This window comes from Pontibaca methylaminivorans (assembly GCF_900156525.1).
Lineage (GTDB): Bacteria > Pseudomonadota > Alphaproteobacteria > Rhodobacterales > Rhodobacteraceae > Pontibaca > Pontibaca methylaminivorans.
In genome coordinates this window covers 558,463-580,014 of sequence record NZ_FTPS01000001.1, presented here as the reverse complement: position 1 = coordinate 580,014, position 21,552 = coordinate 558,463, and the positions used below count along the sequence as shown (strand labels likewise).

At 66.4% G+C, this 21,552-nt stretch carries 19 protein-coding genes; 16 read left to right on the top strand and 3 right to left on the bottom strand.

Features of this window, described 5'->3' with window-relative positions; translation table 11 throughout:
* Positions 1 to 9 precede the first annotated feature (9 nt).
* Positions 10 to 903 carry a tRNA (adenosine(37)-N6)-dimethylallyltransferase MiaA gene (miaA, locus tag B0B01_RS02885; protein WP_076647125.1) on the bottom strand — a complete coding sequence of 298 codons (894 nt, stop codon included), beginning with the start codon at positions 901 to 903 and terminating at the stop codon, positions 10 to 12.
* A 121-nt stretch (positions 904 to 1,024) separates the two neighbouring features.
* Between miaA and pyrH the strand changes: the two genes are divergently transcribed.
* From pyrH to lpxB, 12 genes are all read left to right on the top strand, one after another.
* Entirely contained in the window at positions 1,025 to 1,771 is a 747-nt protein-coding gene (pyrH, locus tag B0B01_RS02880) for a UMP kinase (protein ID WP_076647123.1), read from the top strand.
* 53 nt (positions 1,772 to 1,824) lie between these two features.
* Positions 1,825 to 2,388: a ribosome recycling factor gene (gene frr / locus B0B01_RS02875; protein WP_076647121.1), complete on the top strand. Its 564-nt coding sequence runs from the start codon at positions 1,825 to 1,827 to the stop codon at positions 2,386 to 2,388.
* A 9-nt stretch (positions 2,389 to 2,397) separates the two neighbouring features.
* Complete coding sequence (gene uppS, locus B0B01_RS02870) at positions 2,398 to 3,129, top strand: polyprenyl diphosphate synthase (RefSeq protein ID WP_076647119.1); 732 nt, start codon at positions 2,398 to 2,400, stop codon at positions 3,127 to 3,129.
* Positions 3,126 to 3,908, top strand: coding sequence for a phosphatidate cytidylyltransferase (locus B0B01_RS02865; RefSeq protein ID WP_076647117.1), 783 nt, complete (start codon positions 3,126 to 3,128; stop codon positions 3,906 to 3,908). Before uppS ends, B0B01_RS02865 begins: the two co-directional genes overlap by 4 nt.
* Positions 3,905 to 5,080 carry a 1-deoxy-D-xylulose-5-phosphate reductoisomerase gene (gene dxr, locus B0B01_RS02860; protein ID WP_076647115.1) on the top strand — a complete coding sequence of 392 codons (1,176 nt, stop codon included), beginning with the start codon at positions 3,905 to 3,907 and terminating at the stop codon, positions 5,078 to 5,080. The genes B0B01_RS02865 and dxr overlap by 4 nt, the downstream gene beginning before the upstream one ends.
* A gap of 4 nt (positions 5,081 to 5,084) precedes the next feature.
* On the top strand, positions 5,085 to 6,437 hold the full coding sequence (rseP, locus tag B0B01_RS02855) for an RIP metalloprotease RseP (protein ID WP_076647113.1): 1,353 nt from the start codon (positions 5,085 to 5,087) through the stop codon (positions 6,435 to 6,437).
* Between the two features lie 123 nt (positions 6,438 to 6,560).
* Positions 6,561 to 8,918 carry an outer membrane protein assembly factor BamA gene (gene bamA / locus B0B01_RS02850; RefSeq protein ID WP_076647111.1) on the top strand — a complete coding sequence of 786 codons (2,358 nt, stop codon included), beginning with the start codon at positions 6,561 to 6,563 and terminating at the stop codon, positions 8,916 to 8,918.
* 19 nt (positions 8,919 to 8,937) lie between these two features.
* Positions 8,938 to 9,666 (top strand): OmpH/Skp family outer membrane protein, encoded by a 729-nt coding sequence (locus B0B01_RS02845; RefSeq protein WP_076647109.1) that lies wholly within the window; start codon positions 8,938 to 8,940, stop codon positions 9,664 to 9,666.
* A 67-nt stretch (positions 9,667 to 9,733) separates the two neighbouring features.
* A complete protein-coding gene (gene fabZ / locus B0B01_RS02840; protein ID WP_076647107.1) occupies positions 9,734 to 10,198 on the top strand; it encodes a 3-hydroxyacyl-ACP dehydratase FabZ in 465 nt (154 codons plus the stop codon).
* Between the two features lie 4 nt (positions 10,199 to 10,202).
* Positions 10,203 to 10,988 carry an acyl-ACP--UDP-N-acetylglucosamine O-acyltransferase gene (gene lpxA, locus B0B01_RS02835; protein ID WP_076647105.1) on the top strand — a complete coding sequence of 262 codons (786 nt, stop codon included), beginning with the start codon at positions 10,203 to 10,205 and terminating at the stop codon, positions 10,986 to 10,988.
* A 1-nt stretch (position 10,989) separates the two neighbouring features.
* Positions 10,990 to 11,793, top strand: coding sequence for an LpxI family protein (locus B0B01_RS02830; RefSeq protein ID WP_076647103.1), 804 nt, complete (start codon positions 10,990 to 10,992; stop codon positions 11,791 to 11,793).
* Positions 11,778 to 12,977 carry a lipid-A-disaccharide synthase gene (gene lpxB / locus B0B01_RS02825; protein WP_076647101.1) on the top strand — a complete coding sequence of 400 codons (1,200 nt, stop codon included), beginning with the start codon at positions 11,778 to 11,780 and terminating at the stop codon, positions 12,975 to 12,977. The genes B0B01_RS02830 and lpxB overlap by 16 nt, the downstream gene beginning before the upstream one ends.
* Here the strand turns inward: lpxB and mnmA are convergent.
* A complete protein-coding gene (gene mnmA, locus B0B01_RS02820) occupies positions 12,947 to 14,089 on the bottom strand; it encodes a tRNA 2-thiouridine(34) synthase MnmA (protein WP_076650014.1) in 1,143 nt (380 codons plus the stop codon). The genes lpxB and mnmA overlap by 31 nt on opposite strands.
* Positions 14,090 to 14,221: 132 nt before the next feature.
* On the opposite strand from mnmA, the gene sciP reads away from it, so the two are divergent.
* The 3 genes from sciP (at position 14,222) to B0B01_RS02805 (ending at position 16,602) form a co-directional block, all read left to right on the top strand.
* Complete coding sequence (gene sciP, locus B0B01_RS02815; RefSeq protein ID WP_076650013.1) at positions 14,222 to 14,500, top strand: CtrA inhibitor SciP; 279 nt, start codon at positions 14,222 to 14,224, stop codon at positions 14,498 to 14,500.
* Positions 14,501 to 14,598: 98 nt separating this feature from the next.
* Positions 14,599 to 15,315 carry a response regulator transcription factor CtrA gene (gene ctrA / locus B0B01_RS02810; RefSeq protein WP_076647099.1) on the top strand — a complete coding sequence of 239 codons (717 nt, stop codon included), beginning with the start codon at positions 14,599 to 14,601 and terminating at the stop codon, positions 15,313 to 15,315.
* Positions 15,316 to 15,558: 243 nt separating this feature from the next.
* On the top strand, positions 15,559 to 16,602 hold the full coding sequence (locus B0B01_RS02805) for a cytochrome-c peroxidase (RefSeq protein WP_076647097.1): 1,044 nt from the start codon (positions 15,559 to 15,561) through the stop codon (positions 16,600 to 16,602).
* Between the two features lie 205 nt (positions 16,603 to 16,807).
* On the opposite strand, the gene B0B01_RS02800 is transcribed toward B0B01_RS02805, so the two are convergent.
* A complete protein-coding gene (locus B0B01_RS02800; protein ID WP_076647094.1) occupies positions 16,808 to 17,245 on the bottom strand; it encodes a hypothetical protein in 438 nt (145 codons plus the stop codon).
* A gap of 534 nt (positions 17,246 to 17,779) precedes the next feature.
* Between B0B01_RS02800 and B0B01_RS02795 the strand changes: the two genes are divergently transcribed.
* A complete protein-coding gene (locus tag B0B01_RS02795) occupies positions 17,780 to 21,442 on the top strand; it encodes a vitamin B12-dependent ribonucleotide reductase (RefSeq protein WP_076647092.1) in 3,663 nt (1,220 codons plus the stop codon).
* Positions 21,443 to 21,552 lie beyond the last annotated feature (110 nt).

Below are 21,552 nucleotides of genomic sequence, written 5' to 3'. Positions count from 1 at the left end.
CGGTCCGGGTCAGGAGGCGACGTCCTGCGGGTCCAGCCGATGCCAGCGTTCCCGCCGGGAACGGAACCATGTGCGCTGGCGCTTGGCATATTGCCGGGTCGCGACGGCCATGCGTTCGCACGCCTCGTCCAGACTATACATGCCGCGGTGGCAGGATATCAACTCGGGAACGCCGATGGCCCGGAATGCCGGGCGGTTCGCGTCATAGTGCCGGTCCATGGCGGCGGCCTCGTCCACCGCGCCCTCGGCCAGCATCCGGGCGATGCGCCGGCGGATCCTCTGCTCCAGCCAGTCGCGATCGGGTTCGAGCAGCAGCGGAACCGCGGCGCCGGGCGGCAGGTCCGGCGGCGGGGTTGCATCCTGCCACGCGGCCAGCCCGCGACCGGTCGCGGTCAGGACCTCCCATGCGCGCTGCACCCGGGCGCGATTCTGCAGATCGATTCGGGCAGCCGTCGCCGCGTCGAGCCCGTCGCGCAGCGCCGCAAGCGTCATCGCGTCGGCGCGGGCGCGGATGTCGGGCGGAATCGGCGGAAGCTCGGCCAGCCCTTCGGTCAGGGCGGCGAAATAAAGCCCGGTGCCGCCGGTGATGATGGGGCGCAGCCCCTCGGCAAGGATCGCGCGCACCTCGCGCAGCCAGTGACCGGCGGAATAGGGCTGGTCCCAGCGCACATGGCCGTAAAGGCGATGCGGCGCGGCGGCTTCCTCGGCCGGGCTCGGCCGGGCGGTGATCACGCGCCAGCAGTCGTAGACCTGTGCCGCATCGGCGTTCACGATCACCCCGCCGCCGTCCTGCGCGATTCTGAGCGCGAGCGCCGACTTCCCCGAGGCGGTCGGCCCGGCGATCAGCACCGGGCGGTCGGGCGGAATCGGGGGCAGCGCCGCCGGACCCGGGCGCGGGGTCACGGCGTGCCGCTCCCATGCGGGCGGCGGCGCGGGGCAGGGGCGGTCCGGGGCAGATTGCGCATGGCGGCGATTTGCTTCATCTTGCGCCCGAGTTCAACAATGACCTGCGGCGGAGTGCACCATGACCCTGAACCCGACATCCCCCGAGCCGCAGGAGCCGGTGAAATACCGGCGGGTCATGCTCAAGATCTCGGGCGAGGCGCTGATGGGGGACCAGGGATACGGCCTGCATCCGCCCACCGTGGCACGGATCGCGGACGAGGTGAAATCGGTGCACGAGCTCGGCGTCGAGATCTGCATGGTGATCGGCGGCGGCAACATCTTTCGCGGGTTGCAGGGCAGCGCGCAGGGGATGGAGCGCGCCACCGCCGATTACATGGGGATGCTCGCGACGGTGATGAACGCGCTGGCGATGCAGTCCTCGCTCGAGGCGCTCGGGCTGCATTGCCGGGTCATCAGCGCAATCCGCATGGACGAGGTGGCCGAACCCTATATCCGCCGCCGCGCCGTGCGCCACCTGGAAAAGCAGCGCGTCTGCATTTTTGCCGCCGGGACCGGCAACCCCTATTTCACCACCGACACGGCGGCGACGCTGCGGGCCAACGAAATGGCCTGCGAGGCGATCTTCAAGGGCACCAAGGTGGACGGCGTCTATGACCGCGACCCGGTGCGCTTCCCGGATGCGAAACGTTTCGATGACGTGACCTATGACGAGGTGCTGGCGCGGCGGCTCAATGTCATGGACGCGAGCGCGATCGCGCTCGCGCGCGACAACAACCTGCCGATCATCGTCTTTTCGCTGGATGAACCCGGCGGCTTCCGGGGCATACTGGCCGGACGAGGCACCTATACAAAGGTGCATGGCTGACGCTATAGACCCGGCAGGACGCCTTGCGGGACGATGACGAACGAGGAAACGGCATGTCAGACGAATTTCAACTCGATATGAGCGACCTGGAACGGCGCATGGACGGCGCGCTCGCCGCGCTTCGGACCGAATTCGCCTCGCTGCGCACCGGCCGGGCGAGCGCCTCGATGCTGGAGCCGGTGATGGTCGAGGCCTACGGCCAGCGCACGCCGATCAACCAGGTCGGCACGGTGAACGTGCCCGAACCGCGCATGGTGACCGTGAACGTCTGGGACAAGAGCCTTGTTTCCAAGGTGGAAAAGGCGATCCGCGAAAGCGGGCTCGGCATCAATCCCCAGACCAACGGCACCATCATCATGCTGCCGATCCCCGAGCTGAACGAGGAACGGCGCCGCGAGCTTGGCAAGGTCGCGGGGCAATATGCGGAAAGCGCCCGCGTGGCGATCCGCAACGTGCGCCGCGACGGCATGGAGCAGATCCGCAAGGCGAAATCGGACAACCTGTCCGAGGACGACCAGAAACTTTGGGAAAACGAAGTGCAGGAACTGACCGACCGCATGATCGCTGCCGTGGACAGCCACCTGGAAACCAAGCAAGCCGAAATCATGCAGGTCTGACCCGGGGCGATGTCGGCCAGCAACCCCTCCGCGCCGGAAGGCGGCCCGCGCCACGTCGCCATCATCATGGACGGCAACGGTCGCTGGGCGACGATGCGCGGCCGGCCGCGCCTGTTCGGTCATCATGCCGGGGCGCGCCGCGTGCGCGAGGTGGTCGAGGCCTGCCCCGATCTCGGCATCCGGTACCTGACCATATTCGCCTTTTCCACCGAGAACTGGAAACGCACCCAGCTTGAGGTGGCCGGGCTCATGGGGCTGTTCCGCCGTTATATCATGAAGGAAACCAAGGCGCTGCAGGCGCAGGGCGTGCGGGTGCGGTTCATCGGCGACCGGGTGCGGCTCGATGCCAAGCTGATCACGCTCATGGACGACCTGGAACTGGCCACCGCCGGCAACGACCGGGTCCATCTGACCATCGCGCTGAACTATGGCGGCCGTGACGAGGTCGCCCGCGCCGCGCGCCGCCTGGCCCATGACGTCGCCGCCGGAACCCTGAACCCCGATGAAGTCGACGAGGAAACGCTGCCGCGTTACCTTGATACCCATGTTCTGCCCGACCCGGATCTGGTGATCCGCACCAGCGGCGAGGCGCGGATCTCGAATTTCCTGCTCTGGCAGTCGGCCTATGCGGAATATGAATTCATCGACACGCTCTGGCCCGATTTCAGCGCCGAGGAACTGGGCCGCCTCTGCCGCAGCTACGGCACGCGCGACCGCCGCTTCGGCGCCGTGCCCTCATGACGGCGCCGGGCAGATGGGCCGATCTCGGGCCGCGCATCGTCTCGGCCGCGATCCTCGCCGCGCTGGCGCTGGGCGCGGTCCTTGCGGGCGGGGTTCCTTTCACGCTGTTCATCGCGCTCGCCTGCGCAATCATGGTCTGGGAACTGCTGCGCATGTTCGAGCCGGCGGGCGGGGGCCGTGCGCTGCCTGTCGCTGCGGGGGCCGGCCTGCTGATGCTGCTTGCGGTCGTCCTGCCGCACGGGCTCTGGCTGCTTCCGCTCGGGGCCCTGATCGGCGGCGCGCTGGCGCCGCGCGGGCAGGCGATCATCATTCCCTACGCTGCCGCCATTCTGGTTGCGGGGTTTGCCGTGATCGTGCTGCGCGAGGCGTCGCTTGCGGTGATGATCTGGCTCACCCTCGTGATCGTGGCCTCTGACGTCGCCGGTTACTTCGCCGGCAAGGCGATCGGCGGGGCAAAGCTCTGGCCGCGGGTCAGCCCCAACAAGACCTGGTCGGGCACCGTTGCCGGCTGGCTGGGCGCGGCGCTGGTCGGGGCGGCGGCGGCGCTGGTGCTCGGGGGCGGCCTTGCGCTGGTCGCGCTGTCGGTGCTGGTTGCCGTGGCGGGGCAGGCGGGCGACATCGTGGAAAGCGCGATCAAGCGCCATGCGGGGGTCAAGGATTCAAGCGCGCTCATCCCCGGCCATGGCGGGCTTCTGGACCGTTTCGACGCGATGCTTGGCGGGGCGCTCGTGCTGTCGCTGGCCACGGCGCTCGCGGGGCTGCCGCAAGGGCTCGCATGACACGGCGCATCACCATTCTCGGCGCGACCGGCTCGGTCGGGCAGAGCACCATCGACCTGATCGCGCGGGCGCGTGACTCCTATCAGGTCGTGGCGCTCACGGGCAGGCGTAATGTTGAACGGCTTGCCCGCGATGCCGTCGCGCTTTCGGCCGAAATCGCGGTGACCGCCCATGAAGAGTGTCTGGAAGAGCTGCGCGCGCGGCTTGCCGGCAGCGGTATCGAGGCGGCGGCGGGAGAGGCGGCGCTGATCGAGGCGGCGGCGCGCCCCTCCGACTGGGTGATGTCGGCGATCATCGGCGCGGCGGGGCTGCGGCCGGGCCTCGCGGCGCTCGAACAGGGCGCTGTGCTTGCCCTTGCCAACAAGGAAACGCTGGTCTGTGCCGGCGCGCTCGTGCGCCGGGTGGCGGCGCGGGCGGGCGCGCGGATCCTGCCTGTGGACAGCGAACATTCGGCGGTGTTCCAGGCGCTTGCCGGCGCCGATATGGACGCCGTCGACCGCATCATCCTGACCGCGAGCGGTGGTGCCTTCCGCGACTGGCCGGCCGAGCGGCTTGAACATGCGACGCTGGCCGAAGCCTCCTGTCATCCGAACTGGAACATGGGGCAGCGGATCACGATCGATTCCGCCTCCATGTTCAACAAGGCGATGGAAGTAATTGAGGCACAACATCTTTTCGATATTGCGCCCGAGCGGATCGAGGTGCTGATCCACCCGGAATCGCTGGTTCATGCGCTGGTCGGCTTCCGCGACGGGGCGCTCATGGCGCATGTGGGGGTGCCCGACATGCGCCATGCGATCGGCTATGCGCTGCACTGGCCCGAACGCCGCGCGCTCCCGGTCGAGCGGCTGGATCTGGCCCGGATCGGGCAGATGAGCTTTGCCGCGCCCGACGAGGGGCGCTGGCCGGCGCTGCGCCTCGCGCGCGAGGTGATGGCAGCGGGCGGGCTGCGCGGCGCCGCCTTCAACGCCGCCAAGGAACGCGCACTGGACGGATTCATCGCCGGGCGGATCGGTTTCTGCGACATGGCCCGCGTGGTCGAGACGGTGCTTGCCCGCATGGAGGGCGACGCGGCGCTGATCGACGGCGAAATGACCCTTGATAACGTCATGGCAACCGACCATCTGGCACGCAGGCGTGCCGATGAAGCCATGACGCAACGGACTGGTTGAGATTTTGGACATTCTTTCGCTCATTCCGCAATTCGGCGGGCTGCTCTACACCGTCGCGGCCTTCATCGTGGCGCTTTCGATCATCGTTTTCGTGCATGAGTTCGGCCATTACATCGTCGGGCGCTGGTCGGGCATCCATGCCGAGGTGTTCAGCATCGGCTTCGGCCCGGTGCTGATTTCGCGCCGGGACCGGCGCGGGACGCGCTGGCAGGTGGCGGCGCTGCCGTTCGGCGGCTATGTGAAATTCCTCGGCGATGCAGATGCCGCATCGGGCAGGGATGCAGAGGCGATGGCCGCTGCAGAGCAGGATCCGGCGCGGCTGCGGCGCACCATGCACGGCGCGCCACTCTGGGCGCGGGCCGCCACGGTCGCGGCGGGGCCGATGTTCAATTTTGCCATGTCCATCATGGTTTTCGCGGCGATCTTCATGTTGCGTGGCGTGGTGGCCGAGCCCCTGACGGTCGGCGCCATGAACCCGCTGCCCGAGGCCGGCGCCTATGAACTCCGTGCCGGGGACGAAATTCTCGCGATCGCCGGAGAGCCGCTGCCGGACGCCGAGGATCCGGCCGGCTGGAGCGATTTCCTGCCTGCGATCCCCGTCAATGATGTGCTGGATTACGACGTGCGCCGCGACGGGAGCCGCATCACCGTGAGCGGCCCCTATCCCATGCCGCCGCTCATTGCCCAGGTCGCGCCCCGCAGCGCCGCCATGGACAGCGGGCTCCGCCCCGGCGACGTGATCGTGGCGGCGGAGGGCCAGCCGATCACGGCGTTCGAGCAGCTTCGCGACATGGTCGAGGACTCCGACGGCGCGCCGCTCCTGATCGAGGTCTGGCGCAGGGGCGAGGTGCAGGATTTCACCCTCACGCCGCGGCGCACCGACGAACCGGCGGCCGGCGGCGGCTTCAGCAATCAGTGGCGCATCGGCATCGCCGGCGAGATGGCCTTTGCCCCCGCAACCCGCACCGCCGGGCCGCTCGAGGCATTGGGCAGCGCGTTTGCCCAGACGGGGGCGGTGATCACGGGGTCGCTCAGCGGGCTCTGGCACATGCTCACCGGGGCGATCAGCAGTTGCAACATGTCGGGCCCGATCGGCATCGCCGAGGCATCGGGCGCGATGGCCAGCCAGGGCACGCAGAGCTTCATCTGGTTCATCGCCGTGCTGTCCACCGCGATCGGCTTGCTGAACCTGTTCCCGATCCCGGCGCTCGACGGGGGGCACCTGCTGTTCTATGCCTACGAGGCCGTGGCCGGGCGGCCGTTGAGCGACCGGATGCTGCGCCTGTTCATGGCATTCGGCATTTCGCTCATTCTGGGGCTCATGATATTCGCGCTCAGCAACGATCTCTTCTGCTGAACCCGTGCCGCCTGCACATCAGTCATGAAATAAAGTGTCTCCCGCGCTTCTGTGGTTTTGACAAGGTTTGTTAATCCGGCTAGTCACGACCGCGGAACAGGGCAGGAAACAGGATTTTACAAGATGAGCCTCGGCAAGTTCACGCATGGCTCCTGCGGGCAGAGCAGCCGTGGGGCCAGAATCCTTCGTGGCGCGGTATCGGCTGCCGCGATTTCTTTCGCGGCCGCGCTGGTGCCGGGCAGTGCCAGTGCCCAGAACTACAGTTTCAACCGCGTCGAGGTCGAGGGAAACCAGCGGATTCCGACCTCCACCATCGCCAATTACACCGAGATTCAGGCCGGGCAACCGGTCTCGGCGGCGCAGCTGAACGATGCCTACCAGCGCATCCTCGGCAGCGGCGCCTTTGAATCGGTCGAGATCGAACCGCGCGGCAGCACGCTGTTCGTCAGGGTCACCGAACACCCGATCATCAACCGCATCAATTTCGAGGGCAACCGCCGGATCAAGAGTGAAAAGCTCGCCGAGATCATCGAATCCACCGAACGGCGCGTCTTCAATCCCGGTCAGGCCGAACGCGACGCCGCCACCCTGGCCGAAGCCTATTCGCAACAGGGTCGGGTGGCCGCCACGGTGCGCCCGCGCATCATCCGGCGCAGCAACAACCGCGTCGATCTGGTGTTCGAGATCGCCGAAGGCGGCACCACCGAGATCGAGCGCGTCAGCTTCGTCGGCAACCGCGCCTTTTCCGACAACCGGCTGCGCCGCGTGCTGGGCACCAAGCAGGCCGGGCTGCTGCGCATGTTCATCAGTTCCGACACGCTGATCGAGGAGCGGATCGAATTCGACAAGCAGGTGTTGCGCGATTTCTACCTGTCCCGCGGTTATGCCGATTTCCGCGTCAACAGCGCCAATGTCGAATTCACCCGCGAGCGCGACGCCTTCTACCTGGTAATGAACATCACCGAAGGCCAGCAGTTCCGCTTTGGCCAGATCACCACCGTGAGCGAGATCCCCGAGGCAGACGCGGCCGAATTCCAGGCCGCGCTCAAGGTCAAGCCCGGCGCGATCTATTCGCCGACGCAGGTGGAGAATTCCATTGCGCGGCTTGAACGTCTCGGCCTGCGCAAGGGGGTCGATTTCCTCCGGGTGGAGCCGCGCATCACCCGCAACGACCGCAACCGCACGCTTGATGTCCAGTTCGTGCTGACCAAGGGCCCCCGCGTCTTTGTCGAGCGCATCGACATCGAGGGCAACACCACCACGCTCGATCGCGTGATCCGCCAGCAGTTCCGCATCGCCGAGGGCGACCCGTTCAATCCCCGCGAAATCCGCGAGAGTGCCGAGCGGGTCCGGGCGCTCGGCTATTTCTCGGACGCCGAGGTTGACGCGCACGAGGGATCGAGCCCGCAGCAGGTGGTGATCGACGTGGATGTCGAGGAACAGCCCACCGGCTCGCTCAGCCTGGGCGGCTCCTATTCGGCCAATGACGGTTTCGGCGTCGCCTTCGGCCTGTCCGAGGACAACTTCATGGGGCGCGGGCAGCGGCTTTCGTTCTCCGCCTCCACGGCGCGGGATACCGAGGAATATGTGCTTGGCTTTACCGAGCCCTACCTGCTTGGGCGGGATCTGTCCTTCGGCATAAATCTGGGCATGTCCAAGCGCAACTCGAACTACGCGACCTATGACTGGAGCCGCGCCTTCGTAAATCCGTCGCTGACCTTCCCGATCGGCGAGGACAGCAAGCTGCAGCTGCGCTATTCGTGGCAGCAGAGCGAGATGAAGGCGCGCAGCGACGCCGTCACGACCGGCGCTGTGACCGCGAACGAAATCGCCATGGGCAAGCGCAACACCTCGGCGCTCGGCTTTACCTACAGCTATGACACCCGCCGCACCGGGCTCAATCCCAATGCCGGCTGGCTGCTTGAACTCGGGGCCGACTATGCCGGGCTCGGCGGCGACAACGAATTCATCCGCACCAATGCGAAAGCCGTCGCACAGACCCGCATCATGAACGAGGAAGTGACCCTGCGCGCCACCTTCGAGGCGGGGTCGCTCCATTGGCGGGGCGACAACCACAGCCGCGTGGTGGATCGCTATCTGCTGACGTCGGACACGTTCCGCGGCTTCGACCCGGGCGGGATCGGCCCGCGGGACCAGTCGAACGGCGTCAATGACGCGCTCGGCGGCAACCTCTATGCGGTGGCGCGGTTCGACGTGGAATTTCCGCTCGGCCTGCCCGAGGAATACGGGCTTCGCGGCGGGGTGTTCTATGATGTCGGCAACCTCTGGGATCTGAAACATGCGGATCTGACCGGCGGCGACATCGTTGGCGAAAACGGCTCGTGGCGTCATGTGGTCGGGGTCTCGCTGCTCTGGACCACGGGGATGGGGCCGCTGCGCTTCAACTTCTCCAAGGCGATCAGCAAGGAGGATTACGATGAAGAGCGCTCCTTCGACCTGACCATCCAGGCGAGATTCTGACTTGTCCGCACCGGGGCGCATGATCCGCACCGGTGCGGCGGCGCTCGCGCTTGCGCTCGCGACCACGACGCCGGCGCCCGCACAGGAAGCGGACGGCGCGATCCTGCCGGAAAGCGCGATCCTCACCGTGGCTTCGGACCGACTTTTCATCGATTCCGCCTATGGCCAGCGGGTCCTGAACGAAATCGAATCCGAAGGAACGGTGCTGGCAGCGGAAAACCGCCGTATCGAGGCCGAACTCATGGCCGAGGAGCGCGAGCTGACCCAGCTCCGCGCCGAAATGGAGGCCGAGGCCTTCCGCAGGCTTGCCGACGATTTCGACGCCAAGGTGCAACGTATCCGGCGCGAACAGGACGCCAAGGCGCGTGAACTCGGCGAACGGCAGGAACAGGCTCGCAGCGAGTTTCTTGGTCAGGTGCGTCCGGTTCTCGTGGCTCTGATGCGCGAAACCGGCGCGAGCATCATTCTTGAGCGCTCGAGCGTCTTCCTGAGCGCCGACAGCACCGACATTACCGACATTGCGATCGGGCGGATCGACGCGAGCATAGGCGACGGTGACGGCGACGGTGGCGGCGACGGTGGCGGGAATGCCGGGGACCAGAGCGGCGACGGCGCAGCCGCCGGTGCTGACGGCAATCGGGATGGCGCCGAAGATCACCCGCGGGATGATGGCGCCGCTGCTGATCGCGACAGCAGCAGCGGGGCCGGGTCCAGGGACGGCGACGACAGCGGCGGAACCGGCGAATAGCCCGTCTTGCCGAAGCCCGTCCCGGTTGCTAGCTAGGCCGCGCGGTTGCCACAGTGAAAGCCCGAACATGACAGAGACTTTGCAGAGCGCGGATATCCAGGCGATTCAGGCCATTCTCCCGCATCGCTATCCGTTCCTCCTGGTGGATCGGGTGATCGACATCGACGGCACCACCGGCGCGATCGGGATCAAGAACGTGACCATGAACGAGCCCCATTTCCAGGGGCATTTCCCCGGCACCCCGGTCATGCCCGGGGTCACCATCGTCGAGGCCATGGCCCAGACCGCCGGGGTCATGATCGGCACCGCGCTCGATCTCGCCGACCACAATCTGCTGATCTATTTCATGTCGATCGACAAGTGCAAGTTCCGCCGCAAGGTCGGCCCGGGCGATGTGCTCCGTATGGAGGTGACCACCCTGCGCGGCAAGCCCGGCGGCAAGATCTGGAAATTCGCCGGCCGCGCCTCGGTCGAGGGTGAACTGGCCGCCGAGGCCGAATTCTCGGCCATGGTCGATTACCGGAAGGACTGAGCAGATGGCGGGCATCCATCCCACGGCGGTGATCGAACCCGGCGCGCGCCTTGGCGAGGGGGTCGTGATCGGTCCGTTCTGCGTGGTGGGGCCCGAGGTCGTGCTGCATGACCGGGTCGAACTGAAAAGCCATGTCGTCATCACCGGCGACACCGAGATCGGCGCCGAGACGGTGATCTTTCCATTCGCCGTCATCGGGGAAATCCCGCAGGATCTGAAATACCGCGGCGAACACAGCCGGCTCGTGATCGGGGCACGCAACCGGATCCGCGAACACGTGACCATGAACCCGGGCACGAGCGGCGGCGGCGGCATCACCCGGATCGGCGACGACGGGCTGTTCATGGCCAATTGCCATGTGGCGCATGATTCACTGGTCGGGGACCGGGTGATCATGGTGAATTCCTCGGCGCTGGCGGGGCATTGCGTGCTTGGCGACGATGTGATCATCGGCGGGCTTTCGGGCGTGCATCAATGGGTGCGCATCGGCCGGGGCGCCATCATCGGGGCGGTGACCATGGTCACCCATGACGTGATCCCCTACGGGCTGGTGCAGGCATCGCGCGGGCGGCTGCATGGGCTGAACCTCGTCGGGCTGAAGCGCCGCGGCGTCCCGCGCGAGGAAATCGGAGTCCTGCGCGCCGCCTTCCAGGCGCTTGCGGCGGGACAGGGCAGTTTTGTCGAACGCGCCCGCGCGCTCGGGCAGGACACGACGAGCGACTATGTGCGCGAGATCGTCGATTTCGTGACCGCCGGGAGCGATCGCCATTTCCTTACCCCCGGAGACTGAGATGCTGGCGGTGATCGCAGGGGCGGGCGATCTGCCGGCGGCGCTGGTCGCGGCGCTGCCCCGCCCGCCGCTGGTCTGTGCGCTTTCGGGGCACGATCCCTCGGGCGTTGCGGTCGATCTTCCGTTCCGGCTTGAACATTTCGGCACGCTGCTTGCGGATCTGCGCGCGCGGGGGGTGCGGGACATCTGCCTTGCCGGCGCGATCACCCGCCCGGTGATCGACCCCGGCGCGATCGACGCGGCGACCCGGCCGCTGATCCCGCTTCTGCAGGGCGCGATGATGCAGGGCGATGATGGCGCGCTGCGCGGGCTGATCACCGTGGTCGAGGAAATGGGCTTTGCGATCCGCGCGGCCCACGAAATCGCCCCGGCGCTGCTTGCACGCAAGGGCTGCCCGACGCGGCGCCAGCCCGATGCGGCCGCGCAGCGTGATGCGGAGCGGGGCGAAGCCATCGTCGCGGCCATGTCGCGGGTCGATGTGGGGCAATGCTGCGTGGTGCAGGGCGGGCAGGCGCTGGCAATTGAATCGCTGTTTGGCACCGACTGGATGCTGGAAAGCCTTGCCGCGCGCCCGGATCGCGGGGGCGGCATCCTGTTCAAGGCGCCGAAACCCGATCAGGACCGCCGCGCCGATCTTCCGGCGATCGGCCCCCGCACGGTCGAAAACGCGGTTCTGGCGGGGCTTGACGGGATCGTCGTTGCCTCGGGCGGGGTGCTGGTCCTGCACCGCGACGAGGTGGTGGCGGAATGTGACCGGCGCGGTCTTTTCCTCTGGGAGCGGGAGCCGGCATGCGCGTCTTCCTGATCGCGGGAGAGCCCTCGGGCGATGCGCTCGGGGCCGCATTGATGCAGGGCCTGCGCGATCTTGTTGCGGATGTCGCCTTTGACGGTGTCGGCGGCCCGCTGATGGAGGCGCAGGGGCTCGCGAGCCGCTTTCCCATGGCGGAACTCAGCGTCATGGGGCTGGCCGAGGTCCTGCCGCGCTATCGGCAACTCAAGCGGCGTATTTCTGAATGTGCACAGGCGGTGCTTGCCACGCAGCCCGATGTGCTGATCACCATCGACAGCCCCGATTTCTGCCTGCGCGTGGCGCGGCAGGTGCGGGCCGCGGACCCGCGGCGTCAGGTGCGCACGGTGCATTACGTGGCCCCCTCGGTCTGGGCCTGGCGGCCCGGGCGCGCGGCGAAGATGGCGCGTTTCATCGACCATGTGCTGGCGCTGCTGCCCTTCGAGCCGCCGCTCATGCAGGCGGCGGGCATGGATTGCGATTTTGTCGGCCATCCCGTTGCTGCCGCCCCCCGCGCCACCGAGGCCGGGATCGCGGCTTTCCGCGCCGCCCATGGGCTCGAGGGGGCTTACGTGCTGGCGCTGCCGGGATCGCGCGCGGGCGAGATCGCGCGCCTTGCGCCGGTCTTTGGCGCCGCGATCGGGCAGTTCGTGTCCCGTCACCCCGAACACCGCGTGGTCCTGCCGGCGGCCGGGGCGGTCGCATCCCATGTGCGCGCGCAGGTCGAAAACTGGCCGGTGCGGCCCCTGGTGCTCGATCCGGGCGGGCTGTCGCCGGAGGCGGCGGCAGAGCAGAAGCGGGCGGCCTTTGCCGGTGCCGATCTGGCACTTGCCGCGTCGGGAACGGTGTCGCTTGAACTTGCGGCGGCGGCGACACCCATGGTGATCGCCTATGATTTCCAGTGGCTGACCTGGCAGATCATGCGGCGCATGGCGCTCGTGGATACGGTGACGCTGGTCAATCTCGTGTCGGAGAGCCGCACCGTTCCCGAATGCCTGGGGCCTGACTGCCGCCCCGGGCTGATTGCCGCGCGGCTGGAAGAGGTCCGCGCCGCGCCGCAGGCGCAACGCGCGGCGATGGCGCTGACCATGGAGCGGCTCGGTCAGGGGGGAGAGGCGCCGGGGCTGCGCGCCGCGCGGGCGGTGCTTGCCGGGCTCGACCGCGCCGGCGCTCAGCCGCGCCAGATCCAGCCGCCGCCATAGACGCGGCTGCCATCCGGATCATAGAACACGCAGGCCTGCCCGGGCGAGACGCCTTCCTCGGGGGAGAGCAGTTCGACCGTGGCTTCGGTTTCGGAAACCGGGCGCAGCACCGCCTCGGTCGGCGGCCGTGTCGAGCGCAGCTTGACCGAAAGCGGCCACTCGGCGCGGCTGGCGAAGGGCGCATCGCCCAGCCAGTTGATCTCGCGCACCGGAACCGCGCGCGTCGCCAGAAGCTCGCGCGGGCCGACGATCACCTGCCGCTTTTCGGCATCGAGCCGCACCACATAAAGCGGATCCGAAAGCCCGCCGATGCCGAGGCCGCGGCGCTGCCCGACCGTGTAATGGATGATGCCCTCATGCGTGCCGAGCACCCGCCCGTCGGCGTGGACGATCTCGCCCGGGTCGGCGGCACCGGGGCGCAGCTTCTTGATGACGCTGGCGTAATCGCCGTTCGGCACGAAGCAGATATCCTGGCTGTCGGGCTTGTCCGCGACGATCAGCCCGTAGCGATGGGCGAGCGCGCGGGTCTCGGCCTTGCTGTGCAGATGGCCAAGAGGGAAGCGCAGGAATTCGAGCTGCTCGCGGGTGGTCGAGAACAGGAAATAGCTCTGGTCGCGCGCCGCATCCACAGCCCGGTGAAGCTCGGCCCCCTGCGGTCCCGCATGGCGCTGGATATAATGCCCGGTCGCCATGCAGTCGGCATCGAGGTCGCGGGCGGTTGCCAGAAGATCCTTGAACTTCACCCGCTCGTTGCAGCGCACGCAGGGAATCGGCGTTGCGCCGGCAAGATAGCTGTCGGCGAATTCGTCGATCACGGCATCGCGGAAGACGTTTTCGTAATCAAGCACATAATGGGGAAAGCCGCGTTCCTCGGCGACGCGGCGGGCATCGTGAATGTCGGCCCCCGCGCAGCAGGCCCCCTTTTTCGCCAGCGCCGCGCCGTGATCGTAAAGCTGGAGCGTGACCCCGACCACGTCATAGCCCTCGTCCGCAAGGAGCGCGGCCACAACCGAGGAATCCACGCCCCCCGACATGGCCACGACCACGCGCGTCTCGGCCGGCGGCTTGGCGAAACCGAGCGAGTTCAGCCGGCTGTCGAGCTCCAGCGTCATGATGGACGACTCCTGATCGGGAAGGACTGCGCCGAAATATAGGAAAATCCGATGGATTCTCAAGGGTGCGGTTTCATCGCTCGTTAAGCCCCGGCACGCAAGGTTCCGGGCGGGAAACGAGGAATGACGCAGATGTTTCTGAAGAAAGTGGATGGTCCGCGGGCGGTGACGCTGCCGGACGGGAAGGTGATGACCCGCGCCGATCTGCCGCCGGCCACGACCCGGCGCTGGGTGGCCTCGCGCAAGGCGGCGGTGGTGTGGGGTGTCCTTTACGGGCTGATGACAAAGCGCGAGGCGATGGAGACATACGGATTGAGCGAGGAAGAGCTTGCATCCTGGTCCCGGGCCGTCACACTGCACGGAGAGGAGGCTTTGAAGGCAACGGCGTTGCAGAAATTCCGTCAATCCTGACGTGTATTTCGCCAGATGAAACTACGGTAACGTGTGGTTAACTTTTATTGGACAGGGTCTGAACCTGAAGGGACAGTAATTAGTGGAGTAACCGGATCATGCGTGTGCTGCTGGTCGAAGATGACCCGACGACGTCCAAGAGCATCGAACTGATGCTGGCTCATGCCAACCTGAATGTCTATTCCACCGACCTGGGGGAAGAGGGCATCGACCTGGCCAAGCTTTATGACTATGACCTCATCCTGCTGGATCTGAACCTGCCCGACATGAACGGACATGACGTTCTGCGGCAGTTGCGCATGGCGCGGGTCGAGACGCCGATCCTGATCCTTTCGGGCGCTGACGACCCCGACAACAAGATCAGGGGGCTTGGCTCGGGTGCCGACGACTACCTGACCAAGCCGTTCCATGGCGAGGAACTGGTCGCGCGGATTCACGCGATCATCCGCCGCTCCAAGGGCCATTCGCAATCGGTGATCCACACCGGCCGGATCTCGGTCAACCTGGATGCCAAGACGGTAGAGGTGAACGGCACACCGGTGCACCTGACCGGCAAGGAATACCAGATGCTCGAACTGCTCTCGCTGCGCAAGGGGACCACGCTCACCAAGGAGATGTTCCTCAACCACCTTTACGGCGGCATGGACGAGCCGGAGCTCAAGATCATCGACGTCTTCATCTGCAAGCTGCGCAAGAAGCTCGGCCAGGCGACGGGGGGCGAAAACTACATCGAGACCGTCTGGGGGCGGGGCTATGTGCTGCGCGACCCGGAAACTGCCGACACCACCGAACCCTCGCTCGCCGTGGGTGCCTGAGGCCGCTGCGGCGGCAGCCGGATCCGACGCCACCGGTTATAACGATCGCGATGCCGAACGCCCGGAACGAAAGGACCGGGTGCGTTCGGCTTCGCGATCCCGGAACTCACGTGCTCTTTGACGGTTTCCTTGATCCAGATCATCCCGTGCGGCGACTGGCGGATTAGAATCAAAAGAAATAAAAACAGCCCTGCGGCGAAAGCACGGCGGGGAAACATGTTCACGCAAGACAGGAAACATCCTATGCGACTTTCGATTCTCACACTCGCGGCTGTTCTCGGCGGAACGGCGGTCCAGGCCGATTCGCTGCGCGAGGACGCGCTTGATATATTCAGGGCGCTGCCCTCCACCGTGCCGGCGGTAAAGGACAACCCCGCCACGCCCGAAAAGGTCGAGCTCGGCAAATGGCTGTTCTTTGATCCGCGGCTGTCGGCCTCGGGGCTGTTCTCCTGCTATTCCTGTCACAACCTCGCCACCGGCGGCGACGACAACATGGAGACCTCGATCGGCCATGGCTGGCAGAAGGGGCCGCGCAACTCGCCCACGGTGTTCAACTCGGTGCTGAACGAGGCGCAGTTCTGGGATGGCCGCGCCGCCGACCTGAAGGAACAGGCCAAGGGCCCGATCCAGGCCAGCGTGGAAATGGCGAACACGCCCGAAAACGTGGTGGCAACGCTCAACTCGATGCCCGATTACATCGCCGCCTTCGAGACCGCCTTTCCCGACGAGGAAGAGCCGGTCAGCTTCGACAACATGGCAAGGGCGATCGAGACCTTCGAGGCGACCCTGCTGACCCCGGCGCCGTTCGATGCCTGGCTGAACGGCGACGATGGCGCGCTTTCGGAAGATGCGCTCGCGGGGCTCGAACTGTTCATGGATAAAGGCTGCGCAAGCTGCCATTCCGGTGTGAACGTGGGCGGCAACGGCTATTATCCCTTTGGCCTCGTGGAAAAGCCGGGCGCCGATGTGCTTCCGGTCGGCGACAAGGGCCGCTTCGTCGTGACCGAGACCGCCGACGACGAATATGTGTTCCGGGCCTCTCCGCTGCGCAACGTCGCGGTCACCGCGCCCTATTTCCATTCGGGCAAGGTCTGGGATCTGGATGTCGCGGTCGACATCATGGCGGAAAGCCAGCTTGGCGAGGCGCTGGAGCCGGAGGAAACAACGCGGATCGTGGCCTTTCTGGAAAGCCTGACCGGCAATGTGCCCGAGGTGACCGTGCCGGTGCTGCCGGTCGAGACCGCCGATACGCCGCGTCCCAAGGCCGAGATCCTGGAACTCCAGTAAGCGGCCCTCACAAGACGCGCGAAAATGCACCGGCCCTGCTGGGCCGGTGCCGTCCTTGAGGCCCCGGGCAACCGCTCGTCCCTGCAGGGCCCTGACCAGCCGGGCACCGGCGACCTGCGAAACCCGCCAGGGCCGCCTGCCGATGCCCCGCAGGCGGTGCCGATTCCGCCCGGTCGGGCCTGTTCCGGCGTGCTTTCTGTTCCGGCTATTCCGGACGCCCGCCCGCATCGCGATAGAGCCGGTGCAGCGTGCGCCGGGGCGGTGCATCCGCATCGCGCAGTTCAAGCGCTGTGCTGCCGCGACGGGGAACATTCACGAACAGATCGTTCTCGACCAGCCATCCGCTCGCCTCGGCGCGGGTATCGAATCGCATGACGACCTGCGGCAGATCCTCGGGCGTGCCGTCATGCATGAGGATCAGCGCCGCCGTGGGTTCGGGGGGCAGGTATTCGCGGCATTCCACCCGGTCGCGCTCCGGGCGCTCGAAATGCTGCGCGGGCGAGGAACAGGCCATTTCCACCGCCGTGAACAGCAGGTGGGGGTAGGAATCAAACCGCGCCCGGCTGCCCGGTTTCGATTCGGGTTCGGGCTCGGCTCCGCAGGCGGCGAGGGTGAAACAGGTGAGGAGCAGGGCGGCGCGCATCAGGAGGGCCTTTGCAAAAAGTGCTGCACGGGCTGGCGCAACGGTCGCCCAAAGACTGCGGCTTGCACCCGCGCCTGTCAATCGCCGGCGCGCCCGGCATGGGGCGACTCTGTGGACAATTCCGGGACAGTCCGGGGACAACGCGATTCCGCCTGTCTTCGCATGGCGATGCGCATCATCCTTGCCCGCCGCCGTCCCGCCACGGCCGCCGGCAGCGGCGCGGAAAAATGTCCGCCTGCCAGAAAATAGTTGACACGCAGTTAACGGCCGAGGGGCGATCCGGCTTATATTCTCTGTTGCAATGCGCGGCGACTCGCGTCAGGTTGTGTTTGCGCAATACATCGACACAAGATGTGGTGGCCGAACGCTGGCTCCAGAGGGACGCGGAGAAAACTGACATACTCGATACACCTGCCATGACGGCGGGTCGCCCGCCCGGATTGCCGGCGGGACGGGATGTCTTTGTCCGCTGACCCCGGGGTGCAGGGCCGCAACGCCGGCGCGGAACGGGACAATTGAGGAAAGGTCGCAGCGATGAAGATCGACAGGAAATTCACCACCGCCGGAGAAGGCGCTTACGGCAATCTCGCCTTTGCCCGGGCGACTTCGGAGATCCGCAATCCGGACGGAACGGTGGTCTTCCGCCTCGAGGACATCGAGGTTCCCGCCGGCTGGAGCCAGGTCGCATCCGACGTCATCGCGCAGAAATATTTCCGCAAGGCCGGGGTGCCGCTGCGGCTGAAGACGCTGCCCGAGAAAGGCGTGCCGGAGTTCCTCTGGCGTTCGGTCGCGGCCGACGACAACACCGAATTCGGCGGCGAGACCTCGGCGCGGCAGGTGTTCCACCGCCTTGCCGGTGCCTGGGCCTATTGGGGCTGGAAGGGTGGCTATTTCACGAGCGAAGAGGACGCCCGCGCCTATTACGACGAGATGCGCCACATGCTGGCCCGCCAGATGGGCGCGCCGAACAGCCCGCAATGGTTCAACACCGGCCTGCACTGGGCCTATGGCATCGACGGGCCGGCGCAGGGGCATTTCTATGTCGATGACGCGACCGGTGACGTCGTGCCGTCGCAATCCGCCTATGAACGCCCGCAGCCCCATGCCTGTTTCATCCAGAGCGTGGCGGATGATCTGGTGAACGACGGCGGCATCATGGATCTCTGGGTGCGCGAGGCGCGGCTGTTCAAATACGGCAGCGGCACGGGCACGAATTTTTCATCGCTCCGCGGAGAGGGCGAGAAACTGTCGGGCGGCGGCAAGAGCTCCGGCCTCATGGGTTTCCTCAAGATCGGGGACCGTGCGGCCGGAGCGATCAAATCCGGCGGCACCACGCGGCGCGCGGCCAAGATGGTGATTGTCGATGCCGATCATCCCGACATCGAGGATTTCATCAACTGGAAGGTGCTTGAGGAACAGAAGGTCGCAAGCCTCGTCGCCGGCTCGAAAATGCACGAACGCCGCCTGAACGCGCTGTTCGAGGCGATCCGCTGCTGGGACGGCGATGCGGACGCGGCGAGCGATCCCGAGAAGAACACCGCGCTGAAAGGCGCGATCCGTGCGGCCAAGCGCGACCTGATCCCCGAAACCTATATCAAGCGCGTGCTCGACTATGCGCGGCAGGGGTTCGATTCGATCGAGTTCCCGACCTACGACACCGACTGGGATTCAGAGGCTTACAGCAGCGTTTCGGGGCAGAACTCGAACAACTCGATCCGCGTGACCAATGCCTTCCTGACCGCGCTTGAAAAGGATGCGGACTGGGAACTCGTCAACCGGGTCGATGGCACGGTCGCCAAGGTGGTCAAGGCGCGCGACCTCTGGCAGCAGGTCGGCCATGCCGCCTGGGCCTGCGCCGATCCCGGCATCCAGTTCCACGACACCATCAACCAGTGGCACACCTGCCCGGAAGACGGCGAGATCCGCGCCTCGAACCCCTGTTCGGAATACATGTTCCTGGACGACACGGCCTGCAATCTGGCGTCGATGAACCTGCTGACCTTCCTGCGCGACGGGGCGTTTCAGGCCGAGGACTACATGCATGCAGCCCGGCTCTGGACGCTCACGCTTGAAATCAGCGTTGCCATGGCGCAGTTCCCGAGCCAGGAAATCGCGCGCCGTTCCTATGATTTCCGCACGCTCGGCCTTGGCTTTGCCAATATCGGCGGGCTGCTGATGAACATGGGGTTCGGCTATGATTCCTCCGAGGGGCGTGCACTCTGCGGGGCGCTGTCGGCGATCATGACCGGGGTGGCCTATGCCACATCGGCCGAGATCGCGGGTGAACTCGGGGCTTTTGCCGGCTATGCGCGCAACCGCGACCATATGCTGCGGGTGATCCGCAACCACCGCCGCGCCACCCTTGGCGATGTCGATGGCTACGAGGGGCTTGCGGTTGCTCCGGTGCCGCTCGATGCGGCGAACTGCCCGGATGCGCGGCTTGTGGATCTCGCGCGCTCGGCCTGGGACGAGGCGCTTGCGCTGGGCGAACGGCACGGGTTCCGAAACGCGCAGGCCACGGTGATCGCTCCGACCGGCACCATCGGGCTGGTGATGGATTGCGACACCACCGGAATCGAGCCCGATTTCGCCCTGGTCAAGTTCAAGAAGCTGGCCGGCGGCGGTTATTTCAAGATCATCAACCGTTCGGTTCCGGCGGCGCTCGAGCGGCTCGGCTATTCCAGCGCCCAGATCGAAGAGATCATCGCCTATGCCGTGGGCCACGGCACCATCGGCAATGCGCCGGGGGTCAATCACACCTCGCTTGCCGGGCATGGTTTCGGTGCGCAGGAACTGGCCAAGGTCGATGCCGCGCTCGAGGGCGCCTTCGACATCCGCTTCGTCTTCAACCAGTGGACGCTCGGGACCGAGTTCTGCACCAATGTGCTCGGTATCCCGCAGGACAAGCTGAACGATCCGGGATTCGATCTGCTCGCGCACCTCGGCTATTCGCGGGCCGACATCAGCGCGGCGAACGATCACGTCTGCGGCACCATGACGCTCGAGGGTGCGCCGCATCTCGATCCGCGCCACTATCCGGTTTTCGACTGTGCCAACCCCTGCGGGCGCAAGGGCAAGCGCTATCTCGGGGTCGACAGCCACATCACCATGATGGCGGCGGCGCAGAGCTTCATTTCCGGCGCGATCAGCAAGACGATCAACATGCCCAACGATGCGGGCATCGAGGACTGCCTGCGCGCCTACGAACTCTCGTGGTCGCTCGGGGTGAAGGCGAACGCGCTTTACCGTGACGGCTCCAAGCTCAGCCAGCCGCTTGCCTCGGCGCTGATCGAGGATGACGACGAGGCGGCCGAGGTGCTTGAAACCGGCAATCCCCGCGAAAAGGCGGCGGTGCTGGCGGAAAAGGTGGTCGAAAAGGTGGTCGTGCGCGAGGTCGTGCGCAGCCACCGCGAACGCATGCCGCAGCGGCGCAAGGGCTATACGCAGAAGGCGCTGATCGGCGGGCACAAGGTCTATCTGCGCACCGGCGAATATACCGACGGCAGCCTTGGCGAAATCTTCATCGACATGCACAAGGAAGGCGCCGGTTTCCGCGCGATGATGAACAACTTCGCCATCGCCGTGTCGGTCGGGCTGCAATACGGCGTGCCGCTCGAGGAATTCGTCGATGCCTTCACCTTCACCAAGTTCGAGCCCGCGGGCATCGTTCAGGGCAACGACAGCATCAAGAACGCGACCTCGATCCTCGACTACATCTTCCGTGAACTGGCGGTGAGCTATCTCGACCGCACGGACCTTGCCCATGTGGAACCCCAGGGCGCGACCTTCGACTCGATCTGTCACGGCGATGGCGACGGCGACGGCGCAAGCGAGGAATCGAACGTGGCCGAAGTCAGCGAATCGGCGGCGCGATCCTTCGAGGTGCTGCGGCGCATCAGTTCGAGCGGTTATCTGCGCAAGCGCATGCCGCAGGAACTGCTGGTTCTGCAGGGCGGGAGCATAGGCGAGGCGCCCCGGACGGGGGCAACCGGGCTGCTCGCGACGAGCACCGCCACGGTCGCGGCAGCGACGGCAACCACCGTGACATCGGGCACGGTTGCGCTGGATGAGCGCACCCGGGCGCGGATGCAGGGCTATGAGGGCGAAGCCTGCGGCGAATGCGGCAATTACACCCTCGTGCGCAACGGCACCTGCATGAAGTGCAACACCTGCGGCGCCACCAGCGGCTGTAGCTGAACGGGGCAGGCGGGGCACAGCCCCGCCCGGAGATTGGCCGGCGTTGCGACAGCACATGCTTTCCGCAACGCCGGCTTTTGCCGTTCCGGGTGCGGGCATCTGCGCCCTTC